Consider the following 22,022-nt stretch of genomic DNA (forward strand, 5'->3'; position numbering starts at 1 on the left):
CAGAGAGTTAGTTTCTGTGCACAATTGAGTGTGTAATCCGACTTTCCGTACCCAGGAGTCCGAGTCCTGGCCTCACAGCACCTCTTCGGGATCACCCACGTGTCTACCCTAAAACTTTCACTGGTAGGGCTTGGGGCACGAGTGATTCTCCTGGTCATCAATATGATCAGTGTGATTCTGCTTGCCCGATATTTGGAGCCTCAAGGCCGCGGTGAGTATTTCCTGTTTCAGACGCTTGTGTCAGTGCTCAGCGTGGTGGGGGATTTCGGGCTCTCACAAAGCGCGAACGTCTTTGTCGGCCGGAACGCCGATCGCAAACAGCTCATCCATGCATTTGTCAGTAAGGCGGCGATCATCTTGTGGTGTGCGATGAGTTGCATCGGGGGGGTGGTGTTGTGGGTGGCGGGCGAGCAGCTCTTGCATGATTTCCCGGCGCGTTGGCAATGGGCCGCATTTGCAATCCTGCCATGCATGCTGTATGCGGGGTTCTGGAATAATATCATGATCGGATTAGGAGAAATTTCTCTTCTGAATGGGGTGCAGCTCGTGATAGGGCCCGTGCAATTAGTCCTCATTCTCGTGCTTGTTGTCGGGTTGTCCGGAGGAGTGGCCTCAGCGGTGATCCTGTATCTTGTTACCATGCTGCTTCAATGTGTACTCATGTTGAGCGTCTCTAGTCGTTTGGGATTACTTGGCGGAAACGAGTATACGGAGGTCGGCTTATCGCGACAGATGCTGGCATTTGGCCTTCGGGCCTATCCTAATGCCATCGCGACCATGGGATGGATGCGCATTCCCGTATTTATGCTCAATGCGTTTCACGGACCCGCTTCAGTGGGAGTGTTTTCCGTGGCACAGCAATTGGCGGAGAGGGCGTTGATGCCCATCCAAGCCGCACAAGATGCCATCTATGGAAAGATGTCGGCGCTATCACCGCGTGAAGCGATCGCGGCGATGAATCGGTACATAAGAATGGTGGTTTCTGGGATGGTTGCAAGCACGGTGGTGGCCATGCTGCTGGCGCCTTGGGTTGTGGCGGTGCTGTTTGGTCCGGCCTATCAGCCGACGGTGCATGTATTCTGGGTTCTTCTCATCGGAGTGGTATGTGTGAGTGTGTCCATGATTGTCAGCACCTATGTGTTGGGGCAGAGGGGGCGTCCCGGTCTGCTCTCTCTCCTTGCCGGGGCGAATGCGTGTATTTGTCTGACGGCGAGCTACTGGCTCATTCCGGCATGGGCAGAGATGGGGGCGGCCATCGCTCTGGCGCTGACTCAAGCCGTGGGGGCTGTTGTGGTGTTTGGTCTCTATTCGGTAATTTCCTCTGCGACTCTGCGCGAAACACTCCTGCTCACAGCGGAGGATATCGCCAGTGTGTTGAAACAACTTGGTAAATTGACATGGCGGAAGGGCGCGCAGAGGTGACATCGGCCAATCCCGTCAGGGTGTTACATCTGATTGACGGATTGGGTGGCGGCGGATCCGAGCGGTGGGTGTGGGATATTGTGCGTCTCTCTCAGCCGGCTCTGTGCAAGCATTACGTCATCACGTTCTATCCGGACAATGCACAGTGTGTCTATTCTGAGCCGTTACGCAGTCGAGCTGCCTACGGGCAACCCAGGCACAGTGTGATCCTGCAATGGCTTGAACGAGGCGTTTGCAAACTGGCGCCTATCCCGTACCTATTGCCCATTCGCAAGGGGCTCTCGGCTCTTTGGTGCCTGCTGAATGTTCTGTCCGTGACATGGTATGTAGCCGTGGCTCTCGTCAAACTGACTCCCGAGGTCGTTCACGTTCATACCTTCCGAGGACTTAGGGCCGGGGTGCTGATGAGTCGACTCTTTCGTGTGCCGCTGGTCCACTCGGTACCGGCTCTCTTTGCTCAAATGACTGATGCAGGGTTTAAGGGAATACCTCGTTTTTATGAGTCGCAAGAGCGATGGATCGCTCGCTTTGTGACGGGTGCTTCAGTCTCGGAACTGCTCTCCGTTGGGATTTCGAAAAGAAAGATCATGGCGATCCACGGGACCATAGATCTGGAGTCGGTCAACAGTGTACGTGCGCAAAAAACACACTACTATTCCGCCATACGGCGTGAGTTAAAGTTATCGCCGGATTCGCTGATCGCGCTATCGGTAGGGAGACTGCATCCATCCAAAGGGCATCTCTTTGCACTCGAAGCCATGCAGACTCTCGTCCGTCAATTCCCACAGCTACATTGGATAGTCCTTGGTGAAGGGGACCAACGGGAGATGTTGGAGACTCGTGCACGGTCGCTCGATCTTGAGAAGCATGTGCATTTGCTCGGGTTCCAGCGAGAGCCCTTGCCCTACTATGCAGCAGCCGACCTGTATCTCAGGACGCCGATATTTGAGAGCGAAAACTTATCCAGCTATCAGGCCATGGCGATGGGCCTTCCGGTTGTCGGATTTGATACAGGGTGTGAAACGGAACTGCTAGTGAAAAGCGGCCACGGCGTGTTGGTTTCCACAATGAACACGGAAGCACTTGCAAGGGCCGCCGCGGGGATCTTGAGTCTTCCTGACCGAGGTGTGCGGATTGGCGCACGTGGAGCGGAATATTGCCGCCAACATTTGGATATCGCACGAACCATTTCTGAGTTGACTGATCTTTATCGTTGTTTGGGAAGAAAAGAGGACGGTGATGGTCCGTCCCTCATGACGGTCTGATGGTGATCAGCGGCTACGTGCGGAGTTCGACAGGATGAAGGTAACGTTAGTCATCGCTGCGTTGTCCGCAGGCGGGGCAGAACGAGTCATTTCAACTATGGCTAATTTCTGGGCTCGCCGGGGCTGGCCCATCACGATCGTATCGTTTGATGACTGCAAGACCGTGCCATTCTTCGAACTTGCTCAGTCAGTGCGGCATTCTCCTCTTGGTCTGTTACAGGACTCGGCCGGTCTTATTGCTGGGATATGGAACAATATCCGACGAATTATGAGGTTGCGCCGGACGCTGGCGTGCACCAATTCAGACGCCATCATCAGCTTTGGCGAAAAGACAAACGTGACGACCTTGATCGCGACATGGGGCATGCCAACGCGAGTCATCGTGTCGGAGCGTACTGATCCGCATATGCACGTGATTGGGCGAATATGGAGTGCATTACGCTGGTGCGTCTATGCCAGAGCCGATCGCATCGTCGTTCAGAGTGCTGGTGCTCGAGAGTATTTTTTGCCCAACTTTCGGCGCACACTCACGATTATTCCGAATCCCGTTCCTGCCGTATCCAACGTGCAACTCGTCCCGGAGGACCATTCTACTCGACGCGTCATTCTTGGGGTGGGACGCCTTTCCGCAGAAAAGGGTTTTGAGAATCTCTTATCTGCGTTCGCGCAGATTAGGCCTCAATATCCAGACTGGACCATGACCATTATCGGGGAAGGGCCGCAGCGACCTGCCTTGGAAGCACTACGCGAAACCCTCGGTCTTTCGAATTCTGTGTCTCTCCCCGGTCTTGACCCCACGCTCTGGGATCGCTCCAGCAGCGTGGGGCTATTTGTCCTCTGTTCGCATTTCGAGGGATTTCCCAACGCATTGTGTGAAGCCATGGCTCATGGAATTCCGGTGATTGCCACGGACTGTCCGAGTGGTCCTCGTGAGATTATTGAACATGGGAAGAATGGATTGCTGGTGCCCCCTGCTGATGTACAGGCATTGGCCGATGCCATGGCGTCTCTGCTCTCGGATCCAGCTCGCAGGACCCACATGGGCCATTGCGCGACAGACATCACGCAACGGTTTGGGCTGGAGAAGGTGATGAGGATGTGGGAGGATGTGCTCCCACGCACCAGGGATTAAATGCGGAGTATCATGACCCAACACGTTGAGGAAGTCCAAGCGGGACAACGCTTTGAGTTCGGCCGCAATTGGCGAAAATTTCTCGATGAGCTCAGTGAAGAGCGAATAAGTAGGGCTGAATATTCACTTCAGGAGATGTTAGGGATGAAAAGCCTCATTGGCTTTCGCGTCCTCGATATTGGATCAGGGAGTGGGCTATTTAGCTTGGCGGCAAGGAGGCTGGGGGCGTCCGTTCAATCGTTTGATTATGACCCTCAGTCTGTTGCATGCACGGCTGAACTCAAGCGGCGTTATTTTGAACATGATCAGCACTGGCGTATTGATGAGGGATCGATTCTGGATGAGGGGTACGTGCGTACGTTGGGGACGTTCAATGTCGTATATTCTTGGGGTGTACTGCACCATACGGGGCGGATGTGGCAGGCATTGGAGCATGCCGCGTCCTTAGTTGCGGAAAATGGGCAGCTCTTCATCGCGATCTATAACGATCAGGGCGGCGCAAGCCGTCGGTGGTTGTTGGTAAAGCGTCTCTACAATTGGCTGCCCCGCTGGGCAAAGTTTGCGGTGTTATGGCCGTCATGTGTTCGCCTTTGGGGGCCCACCATTTTCCGTGATCTTCTGTCGGGCAACCCGTTTCGCACGTGGGTCAGCTATAAGCAGCAGCGAGGGATGTCGCCATGGCGCGATATCGTGGACTGGGTTGGTGGCTACCCATTCGAAGTGGCAAAACCGGAAGGCATGTTTGATTTTTTTTCTGCGAAGGGGTTCGTCCTGAAAAAATTAAAAACGTGTGGTGGCGGGCACGGCTGCAATGAGTTTGTATTTGAGCGTGCACGACGCTCCTGAAACCGCCCCTGTCATGATGCGTCGTGTCGCCAAAACCCTATGGAATCGCTGGCCGCTAGTCAAGGCGGCGATTCTTGTCCTGGATGATTTGAGATGGGGAATTCGACTGCGCCGCGGACAGATCGATACGGATTCCGGCGCGACCCACGCCTCTCTGCCTGATACGGAGTCCGTGCGATACATTGAAGAAGTCTTTGCCGCCTACAAAGAGTACGGCAAGATCGACACGTTTGTCGGGAGTGTTGCCGAAGTGGGGCCAGGAGACAATGCGGGCGTAGCCATGCTGATGCGGCGTGATGGTTGCCGGCAGGTCGATCTCGTTGATCGGTTTGCAAGTCGACGTGAACATGCGAAGCAACAGCAAATCTATGACGCATTATCTGCCAAGTATCAACTGGAGTGGCTCAGGAACGGACGAAGTTGGAATGATCGGGAGTTGGCAGGGATTGTTCCCAAGATCGGTCAGTCGGCCGAACAACACTTTAAAGCCTGCGTCGGAAACCAGAGCCTGAAATATGATGTCATCGTCTCTCGTTCCGTATTGGAGCACCTGTATGATCCGCTGGGTGCGTTGGAACACATGGCGCTTAGCCTGAAGCCCGGTGGCCGGATGGTGCATAAGATTGATTTGCGCGACCATGGGCTATTCACGCCGCAGCACCACGAGCTCACATTCCTTCGCTTTCCTCACCGTCTGTACCAATTGATGACAAGAAATTCCGGACGGCCAAATCGCATTCTGTTTCATCGGTATCGAGAGGTATGCGAGCGGTTACGGTCTCAGCTTCACATCGAATACGCAGTGTACGTGACGCGCCTAACCGGTATTGGGGATATCGTGCCACATCAATTGTATGAGGATATTCCCGCTGTCATCTGGAAGCGGGCAGCAGAGCATGTCGACCAATATCGAGCCAAATGTTCCAGCGAGTTTCAATCCGTTGACAGTCGTGATCTCGCCATCGCGGGGATATTTCTGGTCATGACGAGAGCGTGAGTGCCTCACGAATGCCGTATCCTGCTCGAATTCTCTTTCTCGCCCGCTCTCTCAACTATGGTGGAAGTGAACGACAGTTGGTGGCGTTGGCCATTGGCCTTCATCAGGAAGGCCAGTCTGTGGCTGTTGCGACGTTTTATCCTGGCGGGCCATTTCAGCACTCACTTGAGTCGGCCGGGGTGTCCGTTTCCTCACTCGGAAAACATTCTCGGTGGGGTCTCGTGGGTTTTGCCTGGCGTCTGATCAGACTCGTCCGTAGAGTTCGGCCGAAAATTCTGCATGGGTATCTCGGTACGTCGAACATTCTTGCCGTATGCCTGAAGCCGTTTTGCCCTGGAATGAAAGTGATTTGGGGGGTACGTGCTTCGAACATGGAGCTGGAACGGTATGGCTGGCTTGACCGACTGTTGTATTGGATCGAGTGCAGGTTATCGCAGTGTGCCGATGTCATTATCGTAAATTCTCATGTGGGTCTTGATTACGCAGTTAGTCATGGATTCCCTCGGGAGAAGATGGTAGTGATTGCCAACGGAATTGACACGGAGCGGTTTTATCCTGATCGTCACGCGCGTGCGCGCGTGCGGGCGATGTGGGGGATTCGGGCCGAGGCGTACCTTATTGGTCTCGTGGGTCGATTGGATCCTATGAAGGGGCACATGACCTTCGTGCGTGCGGCGGCCGTATTGATGACGCAGCGGCCGGATGTCCGATTTGTTTGTGTGGGTGATGGGCCAGAATTATATCAGCGAAGGCTAGTGGCTTTGACTGAGGAACTGGGACTGAAGGATCGGCTCCACTGGGTGCCCGCCAGTGAAAACATTGCGTCACTCTACAATGCATTTGATATCGCCACGAGTGCGTCCTACTACGGTGAAGGATTTTCAAACGCCATTGGCGAAGCGATGGCTTGTGGCATCCCCTGTGTGGTGACCGATGTGGGAGATGGGAAACTGATAGTTGGTGAGACGGGGAGCGTGGTTGCCGCGGGCGATCCAAAAGCGTTGGCCCTCGCATGGAAGAATATGTTGGCGATGGAGACTGCCGAGCGGGAGCGACAAGGGCAGTGCGCGCGCGCGCGGATCGTACAAAACTTTAGCCTCGCTCGGCTTATCCAGTCTACGTCTCAAGTCTTTAACGCAGTCGAGCCACTCCGGCAGTAACGGACATGCCGTCATGACAGGGTATAGGGACGAGAAGAAGAAAACGGCGATTCGTGAACGGTTCGATCGCCTTGCCGAAGATCGAGAATATTGGCAGGGAAAGGGGAGTTATTACTATCAGGATCAGCAACGCTACTATCGATTTCTCATTCCTGATGGATTACGGGTGCTGGAAATCGGGTGTGGCCTTGGGGATCTCTTAGCGGCGGTCAAACCGTCTCGTGGGCTTGGGATAGATGTTAGTGAAGTGATGGTGGCAGCGGCATCTCGTCGCCACCCGTCTCTCGAATTTCGTACGTGCGACGTCGACGCGCTGGACTTGGGTGAAACATTTGACGTCATTATCCTGGCCGACGTATTGGGCCACTTCCTTGATGTGGAATCCGTGCTCAAACGATTGCGATCTGTGTGTACGTCCAAAACCAGAATTGTCATCTCCTACTATAATTTTCTATGGGAGCCAGCGGTACGGTTCGCGGAAGCCTGTGGGTTAAAAATGCCTCAACAGGAACAGAGCTGGCTCTCGCCCAGAGACATCGATAATTTGCTGCACCTCGCCGACTTTGAGGTGGTGAAAGTAGAACAGCGACTGTTGATGCCGAAGTATGTTCCTGTCGTGTCCACCCTCCTGAATAGGTTTCTGGCATTCGTGCCTGGACTGAATCGACTCTGTCTGTCCCACTATGTTGTGGCTCGCATGCGAGGCCCGCGGCAAGCGGACGAGTATTCGACGACGATTGTGATTCCGTGCCGGAATGAACGGGGCAATATTGAGCCGGCCATAAGACGAATTCCTGCATTTGGAGGACCTCAGGAGATTCTGTTTGTCGATGGGCATTCGACGGATGACACGCCCGCCGAAATCACTCGCGTCATTGGCCAGTTTCCCGACAAGGATATCAAATTGCTGATTCAGGATGGGAAGGGAAAGGGCGATGCGGTTCGTAAAGGCTTTGCGCAGGCTAAGGGGGATATTGTGATGATCTTGGATGCAGACCTGACAATGCCTCCGGAAGACCTCCCGAAGTTTTACGATGCCATTGCGAGTGAGAAGGGAGAGTTCATTAATGGGTGTCGATTGGTGTACCCCATGGAAGGTGAAGCGATGCGGTTCCTCAATCTGCTCGGCAATAAGTTTTTCAGTATGGCGTTCTCGTGGTTATTGAACCAGCGGATCAAGGACACGCTTTGCGGCACCAAGGTGCTCTTCCGAACCGACTATGAGCGAATTGCCGACAACCGAGCCTACTTTGGAGATTTCGATCCGTTCGGAGATTTTGATCTGTTGTTCGGAGCGTCAAAGCTCAACCTAAAGATGATCGAGGTTCCTATCCGATATCAGGATCGCACCTATGGAACCACCAACATCCGTCGATTTGCTCACGGATGGCTGCTTCTCAAGATGACGATCTATGGATTTTTCAGGCTGAAGGCCGTGTAATGTCGGATGAGGTCTTGCGGCAGCATCATGCCGTCTGGGAACAGAAGCCGATATTACGACTGCTGTATACGGAATGGTATAAAGAGATCACGTGGTGGCTTCAGCCGGGAAAAACTCTGGAGGTTGGCGGCGGGACGGGAAATTTAAAAGAGTTTTCCCAGGACGTTCTGTGCACGGATATTACCCGTCTCCCCTGGTTAGATGCCGTCACCGATGCGCAGTTCCTTCCGTTTTTGGCGAACAGTCTGGACAATATCGTTCTCTTTGACACGTTGCATCACATCGAAAATGTCACACTGTTTCTAGACGAAGCGTTGCGTACACTTCGCCCGTACGGGCGCATCGTGATCATGGATCCCTATATTTCGTGGCTCTCGTGGCCGATCTATCATTTTCTGCATCCGGAACCAGTCGATTTTTCCCATAACCCGCTTCACCTCCGAGCGACGCAGTGCGATCGCAAGCCGTTCGATGCCAACCAAGCGATTTCCACGCTGTTATTTGAGCGGTCGTACGACGAGTTTCGGGCCCACTATCCTCAGTTTGAGATGCGGCTTCGCCGGCGCATGGCCTTTTTCGCCTATCCGCTCAGTGGTGGGTTTGAGCATCCTTCACTCGTGCCGATGCGATGGGTACGGCCGCTTCTCAGAATAGAAAACGCGCTTAGCGTCCTGAGTCGATTTCTCGCCTTTCGAATATTGGTGGTGCTTGAAAAACAAGGGTGACGTGCGCACAGACCGATCACTCTGGCTTGGATGGGTGCTCGTGTGTTGCGGGATCCTCGGAGCGGTCTGGTCGATAGTCCATGGTGCGCCTCAATTGAGGCAGGCCCTCAGAGAGCCTGTCATTCTTGGGCTCGACGAGCATCTGACGAATATTGAACCGAAGCAGATTTCCTGGTTACGCGAAAGCGCGGGGGGGCGATGGGGGCGTTACGGCTGGTACCTTGCTCCACATGAGCAAGGAAGCCTTCGGATTCAATTGCCATTTTCCAAGGTGGGGATCCTCAAACTCCGTTTCTGGGCCTACAGTGCCGGCTCACTCATTGTTCGGGTTGAGGAAGGAACTCGGGTACATCAGATCTCTACCGAAGAACTCGATAGTCGGCAGATTCGCATTCCTATCCAAGGTCCGACCGAGCTCACGCTTAGTGCATCCAACCAGATTTCGGAAGAGCAGCTTATTCTGGACCGGTTTTCCGCCACGTGGTCGGAGGAGGATGATCGACTTCCATCCTATATGCCCTTGGCGCTCGGGATTGCCGTGATGCTTGCGGGCGTGCTGGTGTTGAGACCACGCGGTGTTACCGTTGGCTGGCGCGAATGGGTCGCTGTGGCCGCCATCCTGGGCGCTACGCTTGTGGGGGCTGAAGAACGATGGCAGTTTCTCGATATGGCTCGCGGGCATCCGGTCGATTCCGATGTCGTGAGTTATATGGCCTATGCTCGCAGTTTTGATTGGTTTGCCACAGGACATGGCTTCTATTCGGGGTCCTTCGGCGAGCGAGAGCCACTCCATGTCGCCGGTTTGAATGTCTGGTTTCAATTGTGGGGTGATACTTTTCCAGCTATCCGACTCTACACAGTCACGCAGTCGGTCCTTTTTATTGCCGCATGTGGAGTGTTTGTGTGGCAGGTAAGCGGTAAATGGTTTCTGGGGGCTGCAGCCTCCTGGGTGCTGGCCCTCAATCAAGTTGTGGTGGAGGAGTCTGTGCGGGGACTGCGCACAGAAAGTATGACACTGTTATTGCTTGTGGCAATAAGCCTGTGGCTGCGAGCGAGAGGTTGGCGTGGGGCCGTGTTGTTGGGAACCGCCATTGGATCAATGGCTCTCTTGCAATCTCCGGCGATTACCATTGTGTCGGGGTTGCTTGGGGTGGGCTGGGCGGTGAATGTCTGGCGTGAACGATACGGGTACGAGGTGTTGCCGCCTAGCCAGTGGAAATTAGCGCACGTAGTTTTTGTCGGCGTGGTAGCGGTCGCCCTGTACATTCCCCATACCTATGGGCTGTATACCGTCTATGGAGATCCCGCGAAGCCATCCAACGGATATGCACGATGGAATGCTAACTTCGAATTTCCTGAACGCATAGGCACGCAGGGTTTTCCCACTGCAGCGGAGTTTGCCGCAAATCCATATGCCGGTCCTCGACTTACCTACGGTGAATATCTATTTGGCCTTCATAGTATTCCGGCTCTTCTCAAGGGCCAGATCGTTGGGTGGATAGAATCTACGAGCTATATGAGCACGTCTGTCACCCCGCATGTAAAAGAGTACATTTTCCTGTTTCACGCGAGTGGAATGTCGGCAGTTCTTCGCCACATAACGGGTGTGGTGATAGTAGTTTTTGCTCTCTCGCTGTCGCTTACTGTCATTGGGTGGCTGGATTTGTGGAGATGGCCGCAACTCTGGTGGGTCCCATTTCTCTCCCTCTGGGGGACATGGTATGCGGCGTTTCTCTACAGTGTGAGACTGGTGGAGCCTTTCAGACACACCGGGCACGTCTATCCAGTGCTGATTCTCTGTTTGCTATGGGGTAGCTACCGAGTGGTTCAGTGGATGCATACTTGGGTTTCAGCAATGGGAACACGTCTGTGACGGAGGCTTTTGGGGATTCGGCTGTGGGTGAATAGGGACTGGTATGTCTTGTTTCACGGCGGCTGAAACCACTGAACGAGGAGGTCACCACTCCGTGTGCCCTTCCAGCGCATGGGTATGTCAGTCAATTGCAGGCCAGCGGGAATACAAGCGCAGGATTTTCTGCCAGGCTCGGCTCACCCCACCCTCTCCAACATGTATCTCGAGATCAGGCCTGCCGATCTCGTGCTGGTTTTCTATCAAGCGGAAAGAGCGGATTCGGAGCAATTCGCAGTTCAGAGAGACCGTCGCTTCTCTCTACTTCCATGCTAAGCGCTGAGTGTGTATGATCGCAACGATAGGATCATGACTGTCAGAGTCTTTGCATCATGTTGGGCGTGGCATGTTTGTTTGCACTAGGCGTACTTTCCGTTGGCGTCAGTTAGATGATGGATTGACGGAGGGGCGATGATTTCCGAGCTTCCTAAGGATAGAGAGCCCGTGTTGTCATAACGTTGCTCGTGTCGGCCCCTCTACTTCGTCAGGTACATCTCTTCCTCCGGTAACGTTCGCGGCTCCTCTCTATGATTCACATCGTCCATGTTATTTCCGATCTCGATGCGGGGGGTGCCGAGGTCATGCTTGCCAAACTGGTGAGAGGAATGGACGGCGCTCGATTCTCCAATACCGTGGTGTCTTTGACGGATGAAGGCCAGTTAGGTGAACAGATCAAATCGTCCGGAGTTGCCGTGCATACGCTAGGGATGAAGCGTGGGCGGCCGGATGTGTCGGCACTCCCAAAACTGCTTCGACTCCTGAAAGTCATTCGTCCGACCATTGTGCAGAGTTGGCTCTATCATGCCGATCTGTTAAGCACCCTGGCTGTGAAACTGGCCGGCTCTCCAACCCTGATCTGGAATGTGCGGTGTTCGGACATGGACCTGACGCGGTATTCAGCGCTGACGCAATGGACTCAAAAGATACTGGCTTGCTGCGCAAGCATTCCAGCTGTGGTGATCGCGAATAGCGAGGCTGGAAAACGACAGCACGAGCGGTTGGGGTACCGTCCACGGCGTTGGGTCCTCATTCCCAATGGGTTTGATACGGAGCAGTTTCGTCCTGATTCCTGCACGCGGCTATCTCTTCGACAGGAATGGCAAGTGCCGGGCGATGCAGTTATTATCGCACTCGTGGCCCGTGTCGATCCCATGAAGGACCACGAGACATTTCTCCATGCTGCGCAATTGGCGGCCCAGGTCAGACGAAATGTATATTTTGTCCTTGCGGGTAAGGACACGGAGAGGTTGACCTCCGCTGTCGTCGCCAAAGGTTTGGCAGCTCGGACTCGATTGTTGGGCTATTGCCGTCGCATGGAAGGTATATTCCCCGGTGTGGATGTGGTGTGCCTGAGTTCTGCATTCGGAGAGGGGTTCCCGAATGTCCTTGGGGAGGCGATGGCCTGCGGCATTCCGTGTGTGGCCACAGATGTGGGTGATGCTCGTGGCATTCTCGGTGAGACGGGACTCGTGGTGCCTGCTCGAGATGCTGTCGCGCTTGCCGGTGCCATAACGGACCTGATCGATCGAGGGCCTGAGTCGCGTGCAAAGCTCGGGCGCGCTGCACGCGCACGGATTGAAGCCGAATACTCCTTGCCACGTATCGTTGATCGGTATGCTGCCCTGTATGCCGATGTCCAATCCGGCAAATCCTCGGCCCATTAAGGAGTGAGGCGGGTAGGGGCTCACGTTTCACTGTAATCAGACGGCGGTATACGAACGCATGTGCGGAATTGCTGGCATCCTGGGATCATCTACCACCGAGATAGCATCGGGTGTTCGGAACATGGTGGCGGCGATCCGTTACCGCGGCCCTGACCATGCTGGACTTTGGTGCGACGAGGAGCAGGAAATTGGGCTCGGTCACGCACGGCTTTCCATCTTAGATGTCTCCCCTGAAGGACATCAGCCGATGGCCTCGACCAGCGGCCGCTACGTGATTTCCTATAACGGAGAAATCTACAACTTCTCTGAGTTGCGAGCTGAACTGGAACAGAGCGGCGTGACGTTTCGAGGCCATTCTGACACAGAAGTGATGCTCGCCCACTTTGAAACGTGGGGCATTGAACAGGCGATAGGGCGTTTTGTGGGGATGTTTGCCTTTGCCGTGTGGGACAAGCACACGCGCACGCTCAGCCTGGGACGTGATCGTCTGGGGGAAAAGCCTCTGTACTATGGTTGGCAAGGACAGACCTTCCTCTTCGGATCGGAACTCAAAGCGCTCAGGGCGCACCCGGAATTCCGAGCCGACATAGACCGCAATGCCGTGGCATTGTTTCTGCGGCATAATTACATTCCCACTCCGTATTCGATCTATCAGGGTATTTCCAAACTGTCGCCAGGCTGCGTTCTTACGGTGTCGCTGTCACGGCGACATCCACAGATTGTGCCTTACTGGAGCGACAAACAGGCGATAGAAAGAGGGCGTGCCCATCCGTTTGAGGGGAACGATTCAGCGGCGATTTCCGAACTAGAAGGCTTGTTAACGACCACTATTGGCCAGCAGATGGTGGCCGATGTCCCTCTGGGTGCGTTCCTTTCCGGCGGGGTGGATTCATCAACCGTCGTGGCATTGATGCAAGCGCAATCGAGTCGGCCGGTCAAAACCTTCACCATCGGCTTCGACGAGGAAGGATATGATGAGGCTCCATACGCTCAGTCGGTAGCACGGCACTTGGGGACAGATCATATAGAACTGTATGTGCTGCCCAAAGAGGCCATGAACGTCATCCCGCGTTTACCGGCGCTCTACGATGAGCCGTTTGCTGACTCGTCACAGATTCCGACCTTTTTAGTCAGCCAGCTGGCTCGTCGACACGTCACGGTCAGTCTTTCTGGCGATGGCGGTGATGAATTATTTGGCGGGTACAATCGGTATTTTTGGGCGACGAATATCTGGCGCCGTATCGGATGGGCCCCCCAATCATTGCGTACGGCTTTGGCAGGTGCCCTGACCGCTCTACCGCCTTCGGCATGGAATGGTATGTTCAGGAGCCTGTCACGAATTCTGCCGACAGGCTGGCGGTACGCCAATCCAGGGGACAAACTTCACAAATTGGCCGATATGCTAGCGATGAGAACGCCAGAGGAAATCTATTTCGACTTGGTGTCGCACTGGAAAGCTCCAACGGACGTGGTGCGTGGTACGTATGAACCCCCCACAATATTGACCGATCCGGCCCAATGGGTGAACCTGCCGGATTTTGAGCAACGCATGATGTACCTGGATCAGGTCACGTATCTTCCGGACGATATCCTGACGAAGGTGGATCGTGCCGCGATGGGGGTCTCGCTGGAGACGCGCGTGCCGTTTTTGGATCATCGGGTGTTGGAGTTTGCCTGGTCGCTCCCGTTATCGATGAAGATTCGTCATGGCCAAGGTAAATGGCTTTTGCGCCAAGTGCTTTATCGTCATGTTCCGAAAGCACTCATTGAGCGTCCCAAGATGGGGTTTGGTGTTCCCCTCGACAAATGGCTTCGTGGACCATTAAAGGGGTGGGCAGAGGAGTTGCTGGGTGAGGCACGGCTGCAGCGTGAAGGCTATTTCGATTCTCGCCCCATTCGGTCGAAATGGGCAGACCATTTGAGCGGCGAGCGGAACTGGTCGTATTACCTGTGGGATGTACTCATGTTTCAGGCGTGGTTAGAAGCCAATTCATGAGGTTGCCCAAGCTACTGTTTGTCGTCACAGAGGACTGGTATTTCGTCTCCCATCGGCTCCCGCTCGCCGTTGCGGCGCAGCGGGCTGGCTTCGACGTGGCAGTGGCCACGCGCGTGGGTGGCTGTGGCGAGACGATTCGTGCGGCAGGACTTCGTCTGATTCCGTTCAACCTTTCTCGTAGCCGCGGCAATCCCCTGCAAGAAATTGCAATGCTCGTGCGGCTGTATCGGCGTGAACGGCCGCAGATCGTGCACCACGTGGCACTCAAACCCGTGATGTATGGCGTGCTCGCCTCCAAGCTTACCGGTGTTCCCCATGTGGTCAATGCCGTGGCCGGGTTGGGCTGGTTATTCACGTCGAGTGGACTCGCGGCCCACACTCTGCGTCCGGTGATTTGCTGGCTGCTGGCGTGGTTACTTGGTGCGACGCAGAGCCGGACTATCGTACAGAACCCAGACGACTTCCGTCTCCTGGCCGCGGAGGGAGTGCCGGAGGATCGTCTGCGTCTGATCCGCGGCGCAGGGGTGAATACGGAGGTTTTCACTCCCGCTCTCGCATTACCACCGGAACCTGTGACGGTGTTGTTCTCGGCGCGGATGTTGCTGGACAAGGGGGTCGGTGAATTTGTCGAAGCCGCACGTGTGTTGACGCAGGCAGGGGTAACAGCTCGCTTCGTATTGGTGGGCGATCCTGATCCCGGGAATCCGGCTTCAGTGTCTGCGGCGGCCTTGCGTGCCTGGCATGGAGAGAATGGCGTCGAGTGGTGGGGCCGGTGCGACAATATGCCGGATGTGTTCCACACAGCACACATCGCATGCCTGCCGTCTTATCGGGAAGGCCTCCCGAAGGCGTTGTTGGAGGCGGCGGCCTGCGGTCTGCCGATCGTCACCACTGATGTGCCTGGATGCCGGGAAATTGTGCGTGATGGAATGAATGGCTTTCTGGTGCCGGTGCGAGACGCGCAAGCACTCGCTGCCGCCCTTCGCCGCTTAATTGAACACAGCGCGCTCCGCAGAGAAATGGGGCGGCGCGCACGTGAAATTGTTCTGGCGGAGTTTTCGCAAGAGCGGGTCATTCAGGAAACCCTCTCGGTCTATCAGGAACTGGCCCAGTGAAAGTATTGGTGACCGGCGCCTCCGGCTTTGTTGGTACTGCCACGTGCAGTCGACTTGTGATGCAGGGCATGGATGTTCTTGGCGTAGGACGGGACGTGCCTGCCAAACCAGTGCAAGAGGTGGAATACCGCCTTGTCGGAGAACTCGGACCCACTACCGACTGGCGCGGGGTGCTGGTCGGAGTGGATACTATCGTGCACTGCGCCGCGCGCGTGCATGTGATGCGGGAAACGGTTGCTGACCCGGCGACTGCGTTTCACACGGCCAATGTTCTCGGCACGCTACAACTTGCCCGACAAGCGGCCGCGCAAGGCGTCAGACGATTTGTGTTTTTGAGTTCGGTGAAGGTGCATGGTGAGGGCGGGTTGAATGCGTATCGCGAAACCGATGTGCCGGCGCCTCGAGACGCCTATGGAGTCAGTAAGTATGAGGCGGAGGTTGGATTGCGAGAGATAGCGACAGACGCGGGGATTGAGCTGGTGGTTGTGCGACCGCCACTCGTGTACGGCCCAGGCGTCAAAGCGAATTTCCGGTTGTTGATGCAGGCATTGTCCCGTGGTATTCCCTTGCCGCTGGGAGCCATTCACAACCTTCGCAGTTTGGTCGGGCTGGGCAATCTTGTCGATCTGATCGCCACGTGCATCGAGCATCCGAGAGCAGCCAATGAAACGTTTTTGGTCAGTGACGGTGAGGATCTTTCCACGACGGGGTTGATTCACCGTCTCGCTGTGGCCATGGACCGTCCGGCGCGCTTAGTGTCCGTCCCAGGAACGCTGCTTACGCTCGGATTGAACGTGTTGGGGAAAGGGGATCTGGCTCGGCGTCTCTGTGGCACCTTGCTGGTGGATATCAATAAGGCTCGACGATTGCTCGGCTGGGTTCCTCCGATACGCGTGGATGAGGGGTTGCGCGAAACGGCGGAATATTACCTCCGTCATCAGTGTTGATCCAGGGCTGATCGGAAAGGGAGCGGGATTTGGCGCTGTTCGCGTTCGGTAGTCTGGTGTTTTTCCTGACGTGGTGGGCGACAGGCCGACTGTGTACGCCTGGCTCTCGGTTGTCTCTCCTGGATTATCCGAATGCGAGATCGTTGCACGAAGTTCCTACGCCTCGGACAGGTGGGCTGGCGATCGTTGCTAGCGTGACGTTCGTCGTTGTGCTCGCGGCGCTCTGTGAGGTTCCTGCGAAAGAGTGGTGGTTGGGCGGAGGAGCAACGTTGTCGACACCGGGGCCTTGGATTCAAGGTATGGCCCTGCTTCTTGCGCTGGTGTCATTCTGGGACGATCGTGGCGGATTACCCGTGACGTTGCGATTGGGTATCCAGTTGGTCGCTGTAGCGGCGTTGGTCAGCGTGACCGGCATGACATTGTCGTCCATCGATCTGCCGTCAGTCGGAGCGGTTGGATTGGGAATCGCTGCGGTTCCAGTGACGGTGTTGTTTGTCCTGTGGATGACGAATCTGTACAATTTTATGGATGGAATGGACGGGTTTGCCGGTGGAATGACGGTGATAGGGTTCGGTGCGATTGCCTACTTTGCGTGGAAGGGGCAGCACGCGTTCATTTTCACGCTGTCACTTGTTATTTCAATGGGCGCAGCTGGATTTCTGCTCTATAATCTGCCGCCTGCCCGTATTTTTATGGGCGATGTTGGCAGTATACCGCTTGGGTTTCTGAGTGGTGCACTGATCGTGTTAGGTGTGCACGACGGTGTGTTTGATATCTGGATCCCACTGCTGGTGTTTTCGCCGTTTGTACTGGATGCAACGGTGACGGTGCTGAGACGGGTGTTCCGTGGAGAGAGAATCTGGGAAGCTCATCGAACACACTATTACCAACGGCTTGTTCTCTACGGATGGGGGCATCGGAAGACCCTGGGAGTGGAATACGCGTTGATGGTGCTGTGCGTGGTCGCTGCGCTCCTGTACCAGTCGATGACGGATACAGGGCGTGTAGCGCTCTTGGCAATCTGGCTGCTCGGGTTTGCCGGGTTAGCCGTGGGAGTTGGTTTGATGGAGCGGCGGGCAATGCGGCAGGGATGTACGAATGAGGGATGACCGGATTCCTGCGTTCCTAGCATCCCAGGGAACTACACCCGCAAGGACTCTGGAGTTGATCATCCGGGGACTGCTGTACCTCTATATTTTTTCCCTCCCGTTTCAGCGACTGTTGGTGCTCGAACGCAATATTTTCTTGGCCCTCCTCGTCCTGCTTCCGCTTTGGTGTCTCGTCTCCCGTCGCCATTTCTTTCTTGCGACATCAATCGATCTGCCGTTGATGATGTTTGTTGCGTGGGTAGGGTTCACGCTGCTCTTTGCGGTCTATCCTGACTATAGTCGAAAGGAGTTTGGCAAGCTTTTGCAGCAAGTCGTGATTTTTTACGCGGTGGTCTATTTTTTGCGCGCGCGTCCAGCCCGCGTCAGTCTGCTCTATCTTCTGCTCGGTAGCGCGGTGGTGGTCAGCGTCTATGGCATTTCGCAGTTTGATCTGCATGATGGCCAAGCCACTAAGTCTTTTTTCCCCTCCGAAGTTTGGCTGACGACGTATCTCGTGCTTATGGGCCCATTCTTCATGGCATTCGCCTATCTTCAGCGCCCTGGCTGGTTACGTTGGGGGTTCGCATGGGCGAGTCTCCTATCCGCGATGTGTCTATTGATGACGCGATCTCGCGCTGGGTTATTATCGTTGTTCATTGAGCTGTGGGTCATGGCCTGGTTACTCAAACGTCGTAGTGCCTTCGCGATTGCCGGGGGAGTGACGGCTATGATCTTGGTGGTGGCGCTGTTGCTGGTGAAAGTTGATACTGATCCGCAAGGCCACGCGCACCTGACCTTGCACGATGGGAGTCCTGTTCGGACGGACGTGGATTCCGTTGTTCATCGCTTCGATATTTGGGCCTTTTCGGTTGCGAAGATTCAAGAGCATTGGCTCGTTGGAATAGGCTACGGCAAGGACAACTACAAACTGGTATACGGAAACGAATCAGAGGAGGTGCTGCCGGGGCATCATTCTGTCAAAGAAGCCGGCGTCCACAACCTCTTCCTCGCATTGGCGCTCCACGTTGGCCTTCCTGGCATGATGTTGTATCTTTGGTTGATGGGGCGACTGATCCGTCGCCTGACCCAGGAGTTATCCAAGGCGGAGGACGTCACCGCGCGAGCGATTTTGCTCGGAACGACGGTTGGGGTGATCGGTCTTGGCGTGCGATTGATGTTTGATCAGATGCTCGTCGGTACGCTCGCAGTCCAGTTTTGGGTGGTGATCGCCATTGCTGTGTTGCATTTCCATTCTCATCGCCAGGTTGACATTGGGGACGAACTGCCTGTCGGACCGTGGCCGCAACCTTTAGCGGGTACACGGCCGACTTCCGCCTAAAGGCGCAAGAGCAAAGAGCCTCGTGGTGCCATGACGCAACCGTGTGTGAAACGAAGATGAAGCAGATCGCTGTTCGAATCTTTCAAAAAATCTCGACGCGGTTTGGGCAAGTCCTGCTTGCCTATCGCGCTGCGTTGGTGATGGGTGTGCAGGCGGGATTGATTGTAGCCGCTAACTTTACGGCATTTGCGTTTCGGTTCGACGGGCAGATTCCTGCGCTCTATGCGGAGGCCATGCGTCGAGGAATGCCGTTCGTCTGTGGTGTGTACCTCACAGGCCTCTGGGCGTTTGGGATTCATCGAGGGTTGTGGCGTTACGTTGGCCTGCACGATCTCGGGAGAATTTTGTGGGCGTGTGTGGCAAGTACTGCGGCGATTTTTGTCCTGGTGCATCCAATTCTGGGTTGGGTGGAATACCCACGGTCTGTCATCTTGGGGACCGGATTGTTGGCCGGTCTGTATGTGGCGGGTATTCGACTGCTCGTACGTTGGTTTCGGGAGTGGCTTCAGATTGTCGGACCGACGGCTCGTCGCGTGCTGATTGTCGGAGCTGGCAATGCGGGGGAGCTTCTCGTTCGCAACATGCAAATGGATCCTTCGTACAATTATCGGCCAGTGGCGTTTGTGGATGATGCTCCGGTGAAGCAACGGGCGAAGATCCACGGCATTCCCGTAGCGGGAAGCATTGATGATATCCGGCGCATTGCCGACCGCTTTGAAGTGCATGAGATCCTGGTGGCCATTCCCTCGGCTTCGCTGGCGCTCAAACAGCGGATCCTTGCCGCGGTAGAGGGCGCAACGGTCCCAATCAAGATTCTCCCCAGTGTCAAACAGCTCTTGGAAGATCCGACCTTGCTGCAGCAAGTCCGGCCGATGAGCCTGGTCGATCTGCTCCAGCGGGAGCCGATTCAGACAGATCAACAGGAGCTGCATCCGCTGATTGAAGGAAAAACGGTGTTGGTGACCGGTGCGGGAGGATCGATCGGATCCGAGTTATGTCGACAGATTGCCCAGTATCGACCAGGGACGTTAGTGCTGTTTGAGCGGTATGAAAATGCGTTGCATGGGTTGTTGTTGGAATTGCAGGCCGCATTTCCCACGATGGCGATTCTGCCGATCGTCGCGGATATCACGATGCCTGAGCGGGTGGCGGAAGTGTTTCGGCAGACGGGACCGGATATCGTGTTTCATGCGGCTGCGCACAAACATGTTCCTTTGATGGAGCTCCATCCCAAGGAGGCCGTACGAAACAATGTCTGGGGCACGCATGTGGTGGCTGAAGCGGCCTTGGCGTCGGGGGTGAGTCGATTTGTGTTGATCTCCACAGATAAGGCCGTCAATCCGTCTAGCGTGATGGGGGCTACCAAGCGGATTGCCGAGCATTTGATTCAACGAATTAGCCAGCGAGGGCCCACACGATTTACAGCGGTTCGGTTTGGAAATGTGCTTGGAAGTAATGGCAGCGTCGTGCCCTTGTTCGCCGAGCAAATTAAAAAAGGTGGTCCGGTGACCGTGACCAGCCCCGAGATTAAACGGTTTTTTATGACGATTCCTGAAGCTGTCCAACTCGTCTTGCAAGCCAGTGTGATGGGGCAAGGGGGCGAAGTCTTCGTTCTAGATATGGGAGAACAGATTAAGATCGCGGATCTGGCGAGAAATATGATCGTGCTGTCCGGTCTCGTGCCAGGGAAAGATATTGCGATCGAATATACCGGGTTGCGAGTTGGGGAAAAGTTGTACGAGGAGCTGTTTGAAGAGAGCGAACAGGTCCTGGCGACTTCCCATCCAAAGATCAATCGAGCTGTCGGTGAACCGCTGCAGGTGGACGATTGCGAACGATGGCTCGAAGCCTTACACCTGAAGTTGCTGGAGTGCGAGGATGAGGAGTTGCTGCAAGATCTCAAACGTATTGTGCCTACGTTTCTGCCCGCCTCTCCGCAACGGGTGTCCTAGGAGCCTGGCCGATCGTGGCTTCCGCAACGTCTTGTCCTAGGCGTCCGATTGGTAGACACGCGGTCCTATCTCGATTTGAGCGAACAAACCGCGCAATAGCCCCCAGGACGGTGCGCCCTATGACCCCGACGATCTGTGGTGGTGGTTGCCGTCGCGACAGACCGGTCAGTGCTGACTCAGAGAACCTGCCCCATGCGAATTATTGAAGTCCCTTACGTGAAGGATGGTCGCGCTGTTCCTGGCCGCACAGGTGGTTCCAATCGATCATCCGCAGGGCGAGTCAATGTCTGTCCACAAGCCACCCACTGACGTGAGCTGCGGTAGTGGCCGCAGGAGTCGAGGCGAGCTGATTGATGCAGTGGGATATGGTTACATCGATTTTACTGAGTATCTGTTGAGTTCCTTGATATGCTCGAGTCTTCTTGAGTTTTTGCCCAATGGCTTGTTAACATCGGCCCAGTCGAAATCCTTGGCATGGCCAGCACGAAACGTCGAACCAAGCTCACCAGTACGCCGCGTCTCCCTCTCCAACGGGTCCTGCGCGGCATTCGTGTGTTTGCGACGGATGTCGATGGGGTCCTGACCGATGCCGGGATGTATTATTCCGAGTCCGGGGATGAGTGGAAGAAATTCAATACTCGTGACGGAATGGGGATTAAACTGCTGCAGAAGGCCGGGGTGATCACCGCGATCATCACGCAAGAGTCGACGAAAATCGTCATGCGCCGCGCGCAGAAGTTGACGATCCCTGAAGTACATCAGGGAGCATACGACAAGCTGGCCGTGCTCAAGGATCTCATTGCCCGCCACGATCTGACGATGGAGCAGGTGGCGTACATCGGTGATGATGTGAACGATCTTCAGGCGCTGGGAGCGGTCGGATTCTCCGCTTCCCCCGCCGACGGCATTCCTCAGGTTCAGAAGACCGTACGGTACATCTGCAAGAAAAAAGGTGGAGAAGGGGCTGTGCGGGAAGTCGCCGATCTCATCCTGGCGGCGCAGCAGCCGCGGTGACTCCATAACT

The 22,022-nt window shown here is 55.3% G+C and carries 17 protein-coding genes; all 17 read left to right on the forward strand.

Annotated elements, in window-relative coordinates:
• Positions 1-99 precede the first annotated feature (99 nt).
• The 17 genes from JNL86_04600 (at position 100) to JNL86_04680 (ending at position 22,012) form a co-directional block, all read left to right on the forward strand.
• Positions 100-1,422, forward strand: coding sequence for an oligosaccharide flippase family protein (locus JNL86_04600; GenBank protein MBL8042180.1), 1,323 nt, complete (start codon positions 100-102; stop codon positions 1,420-1,422).
• Complete coding sequence (locus JNL86_04605) at positions 1,398-2,687, forward strand: glycosyltransferase family 4 protein (protein ID MBL8042181.1); 1,290 nt, start codon at positions 1,398-1,400, stop codon at positions 2,685-2,687. The genes JNL86_04600 and JNL86_04605 overlap by 25 nt, the downstream gene beginning before the upstream one ends.
• Before the next feature lie 34 nt (positions 2,688-2,721).
• Positions 2,722-3,819 (forward strand): glycosyltransferase family 4 protein, encoded by a 1,098-nt coding sequence (locus JNL86_04610; GenBank protein MBL8042182.1) that lies wholly within the window; start codon positions 2,722-2,724, stop codon positions 3,817-3,819.
• 12 nt (positions 3,820-3,831) lie between these two features.
• The gene (locus tag JNL86_04615) at positions 3,832-4,665 is read left to right on the forward strand and encodes a class I SAM-dependent methyltransferase (protein ID MBL8042183.1); all 834 of its coding nucleotides are present in this window, start codon (positions 3,832-3,834) and stop codon (positions 4,663-4,665) included.
• Positions 4,643-5,662: a methyltransferase domain-containing protein gene (locus tag JNL86_04620; protein MBL8042184.1), complete on the forward strand. Its 1,020-nt coding sequence runs from the start codon at positions 4,643-4,645 to the stop codon at positions 5,660-5,662. The genes JNL86_04615 and JNL86_04620 overlap by 23 nt, the downstream gene beginning before the upstream one ends.
• Before the next feature lie 11 nt (positions 5,663-5,673).
• Positions 5,674-6,822, forward strand: a complete 1,149-nt coding sequence (locus tag JNL86_04625) for a glycosyltransferase (protein ID MBL8042185.1) — start codon at positions 5,674-5,676, stop codon at positions 6,820-6,822.
• A 13-nt stretch (positions 6,823-6,835) separates the two neighbouring features.
• A complete protein-coding gene (locus JNL86_04630; GenBank protein MBL8042186.1) occupies positions 6,836-8,263 on the forward strand; it encodes a glycosyltransferase in 1,428 nt (475 codons plus the stop codon).
• Positions 8,263-8,988, forward strand: coding sequence for a class I SAM-dependent methyltransferase (locus JNL86_04635; GenBank protein MBL8042187.1), 726 nt, complete (start codon positions 8,263-8,265; stop codon positions 8,986-8,988). Before JNL86_04630 ends, JNL86_04635 begins: the two co-directional genes overlap by 1 nt.
• Before the next feature lies 1 nt (position 8,989).
• Complete coding sequence (locus JNL86_04640) at positions 8,990-10,861, forward strand: hypothetical protein (protein ID MBL8042188.1); 1,872 nt, start codon at positions 8,990-8,992, stop codon at positions 10,859-10,861.
• A 563-nt stretch (positions 10,862-11,424) separates the two neighbouring features.
• Positions 11,425-12,561, forward strand: coding sequence for a glycosyltransferase (locus tag JNL86_04645; protein MBL8042189.1), 1,137 nt, complete (start codon positions 11,425-11,427; stop codon positions 12,559-12,561).
• Between the two features lie 58 nt (positions 12,562-12,619).
• The gene (asnB, locus tag JNL86_04650) at positions 12,620-14,557 is read left to right on the forward strand and encodes an asparagine synthase (glutamine-hydrolyzing) (protein MBL8042190.1); all 1,938 of its coding nucleotides are present in this window, start codon (positions 12,620-12,622) and stop codon (positions 14,555-14,557) included.
• Positions 14,554-15,672, forward strand: a complete 1,119-nt coding sequence (locus tag JNL86_04655; GenBank protein ID MBL8042191.1) for a glycosyltransferase family 4 protein — start codon at positions 14,554-14,556, stop codon at positions 15,670-15,672. The genes asnB and JNL86_04655 overlap by 4 nt, the downstream gene beginning before the upstream one ends.
• Entirely contained in the window at positions 15,669-16,619 is a 951-nt protein-coding gene (locus JNL86_04660; GenBank protein ID MBL8042192.1) for an SDR family oxidoreductase, read from the forward strand. Before JNL86_04655 ends, JNL86_04660 begins: the two co-directional genes overlap by 4 nt.
• Positions 16,620-16,918: 299 nt before the next feature.
• On the forward strand, positions 16,919-17,728 hold the full coding sequence (locus JNL86_04665; protein MBL8042193.1) for a glycosyltransferase family 4 protein: 810 nt from the start codon (positions 16,919-16,921) through the stop codon (positions 17,726-17,728).
• A 112-nt stretch (positions 17,729-17,840) separates the two neighbouring features.
• The gene (locus tag JNL86_04670; protein MBL8042194.1) at positions 17,841-19,046 is read left to right on the forward strand and encodes an O-antigen ligase family protein; all 1,206 of its coding nucleotides are present in this window, start codon (positions 17,841-17,843) and stop codon (positions 19,044-19,046) included.
• 56 nt (positions 19,047-19,102) lie between these two features.
• The gene (locus tag JNL86_04675) at positions 19,103-20,998 is read left to right on the forward strand and encodes a polysaccharide biosynthesis protein (protein ID MBL8042195.1); all 1,896 of its coding nucleotides are present in this window, start codon (positions 19,103-19,105) and stop codon (positions 20,996-20,998) included.
• 552 nt (positions 20,999-21,550) lie between these two features.
• Positions 21,551-22,012 carry an HAD hydrolase family protein gene (locus JNL86_04680; protein ID MBL8042196.1) on the forward strand — a complete coding sequence of 154 codons (462 nt, stop codon included), beginning with the start codon at positions 21,551-21,553 and terminating at the stop codon, positions 22,010-22,012.
• Positions 22,013-22,022: the final 10 nt, after the last annotated feature.

Source organism: Nitrospira sp. (genome assembly GCA_016788885.1).
In the GTDB taxonomy this organism is placed as follows: domain Bacteria; phylum Nitrospirota; class Nitrospiria; order Nitrospirales; family Nitrospiraceae; genus Nitrospira_A.

Coding starts and splice junctions, on each gene's coding strand:
- JNL86_04605 (MBL8042181.1), top strand. CDS start 1,398: ATGGCGGAAGGGCGCGCAGAGGTGACATCGGCCAATCCCGTCAGGGTG.
- JNL86_04610 (MBL8042182.1), top strand. CDS start 2,722: ATGAAGGTAACGTTAGTCATCGCTGCGTTGTCCGCAGGCGGGGCAGAA.
- JNL86_04615 (MBL8042183.1), top strand. CDS start 3,832: ATGACCCAACACGTTGAGGAAGTCCAAGCGGGACAACGCTTTGAGTTC.
- JNL86_04625 (MBL8042185.1), top strand. CDS start 5,674: ATGCCGTATCCTGCTCGAATTCTCTTTCTCGCCCGCTCTCTCAACTAT.
- JNL86_04630 (MBL8042186.1), top strand. CDS start 6,836: ATGACAGGGTATAGGGACGAGAAGAAGAAAACGGCGATTCGTGAACGG.
- JNL86_04635 (MBL8042187.1), top strand. CDS start 8,263: ATGTCGGATGAGGTCTTGCGGCAGCATCATGCCGTCTGGGAACAGAAG.
- JNL86_04645 (MBL8042189.1), top strand. CDS start 11,425: ATGATTCACATCGTCCATGTTATTTCCGATCTCGATGCGGGGGGTGCC.
- asnB (MBL8042190.1), top strand. CDS start 12,620: ATGTGCGGAATTGCTGGCATCCTGGGATCATCTACCACCGAGATAGCA.
- JNL86_04655 (MBL8042191.1), top strand. CDS start 14,554: ATGAGGTTGCCCAAGCTACTGTTTGTCGTCACAGAGGACTGGTATTTC.
- JNL86_04665 (MBL8042193.1), top strand. CDS start 16,919: ATGGCCCTGCTTCTTGCGCTGGTGTCATTCTGGGACGATCGTGGCGGA.
- JNL86_04675 (MBL8042195.1), top strand. CDS start 19,103: ATGAAGCAGATCGCTGTTCGAATCTTTCAAAAAATCTCGACGCGGTTT.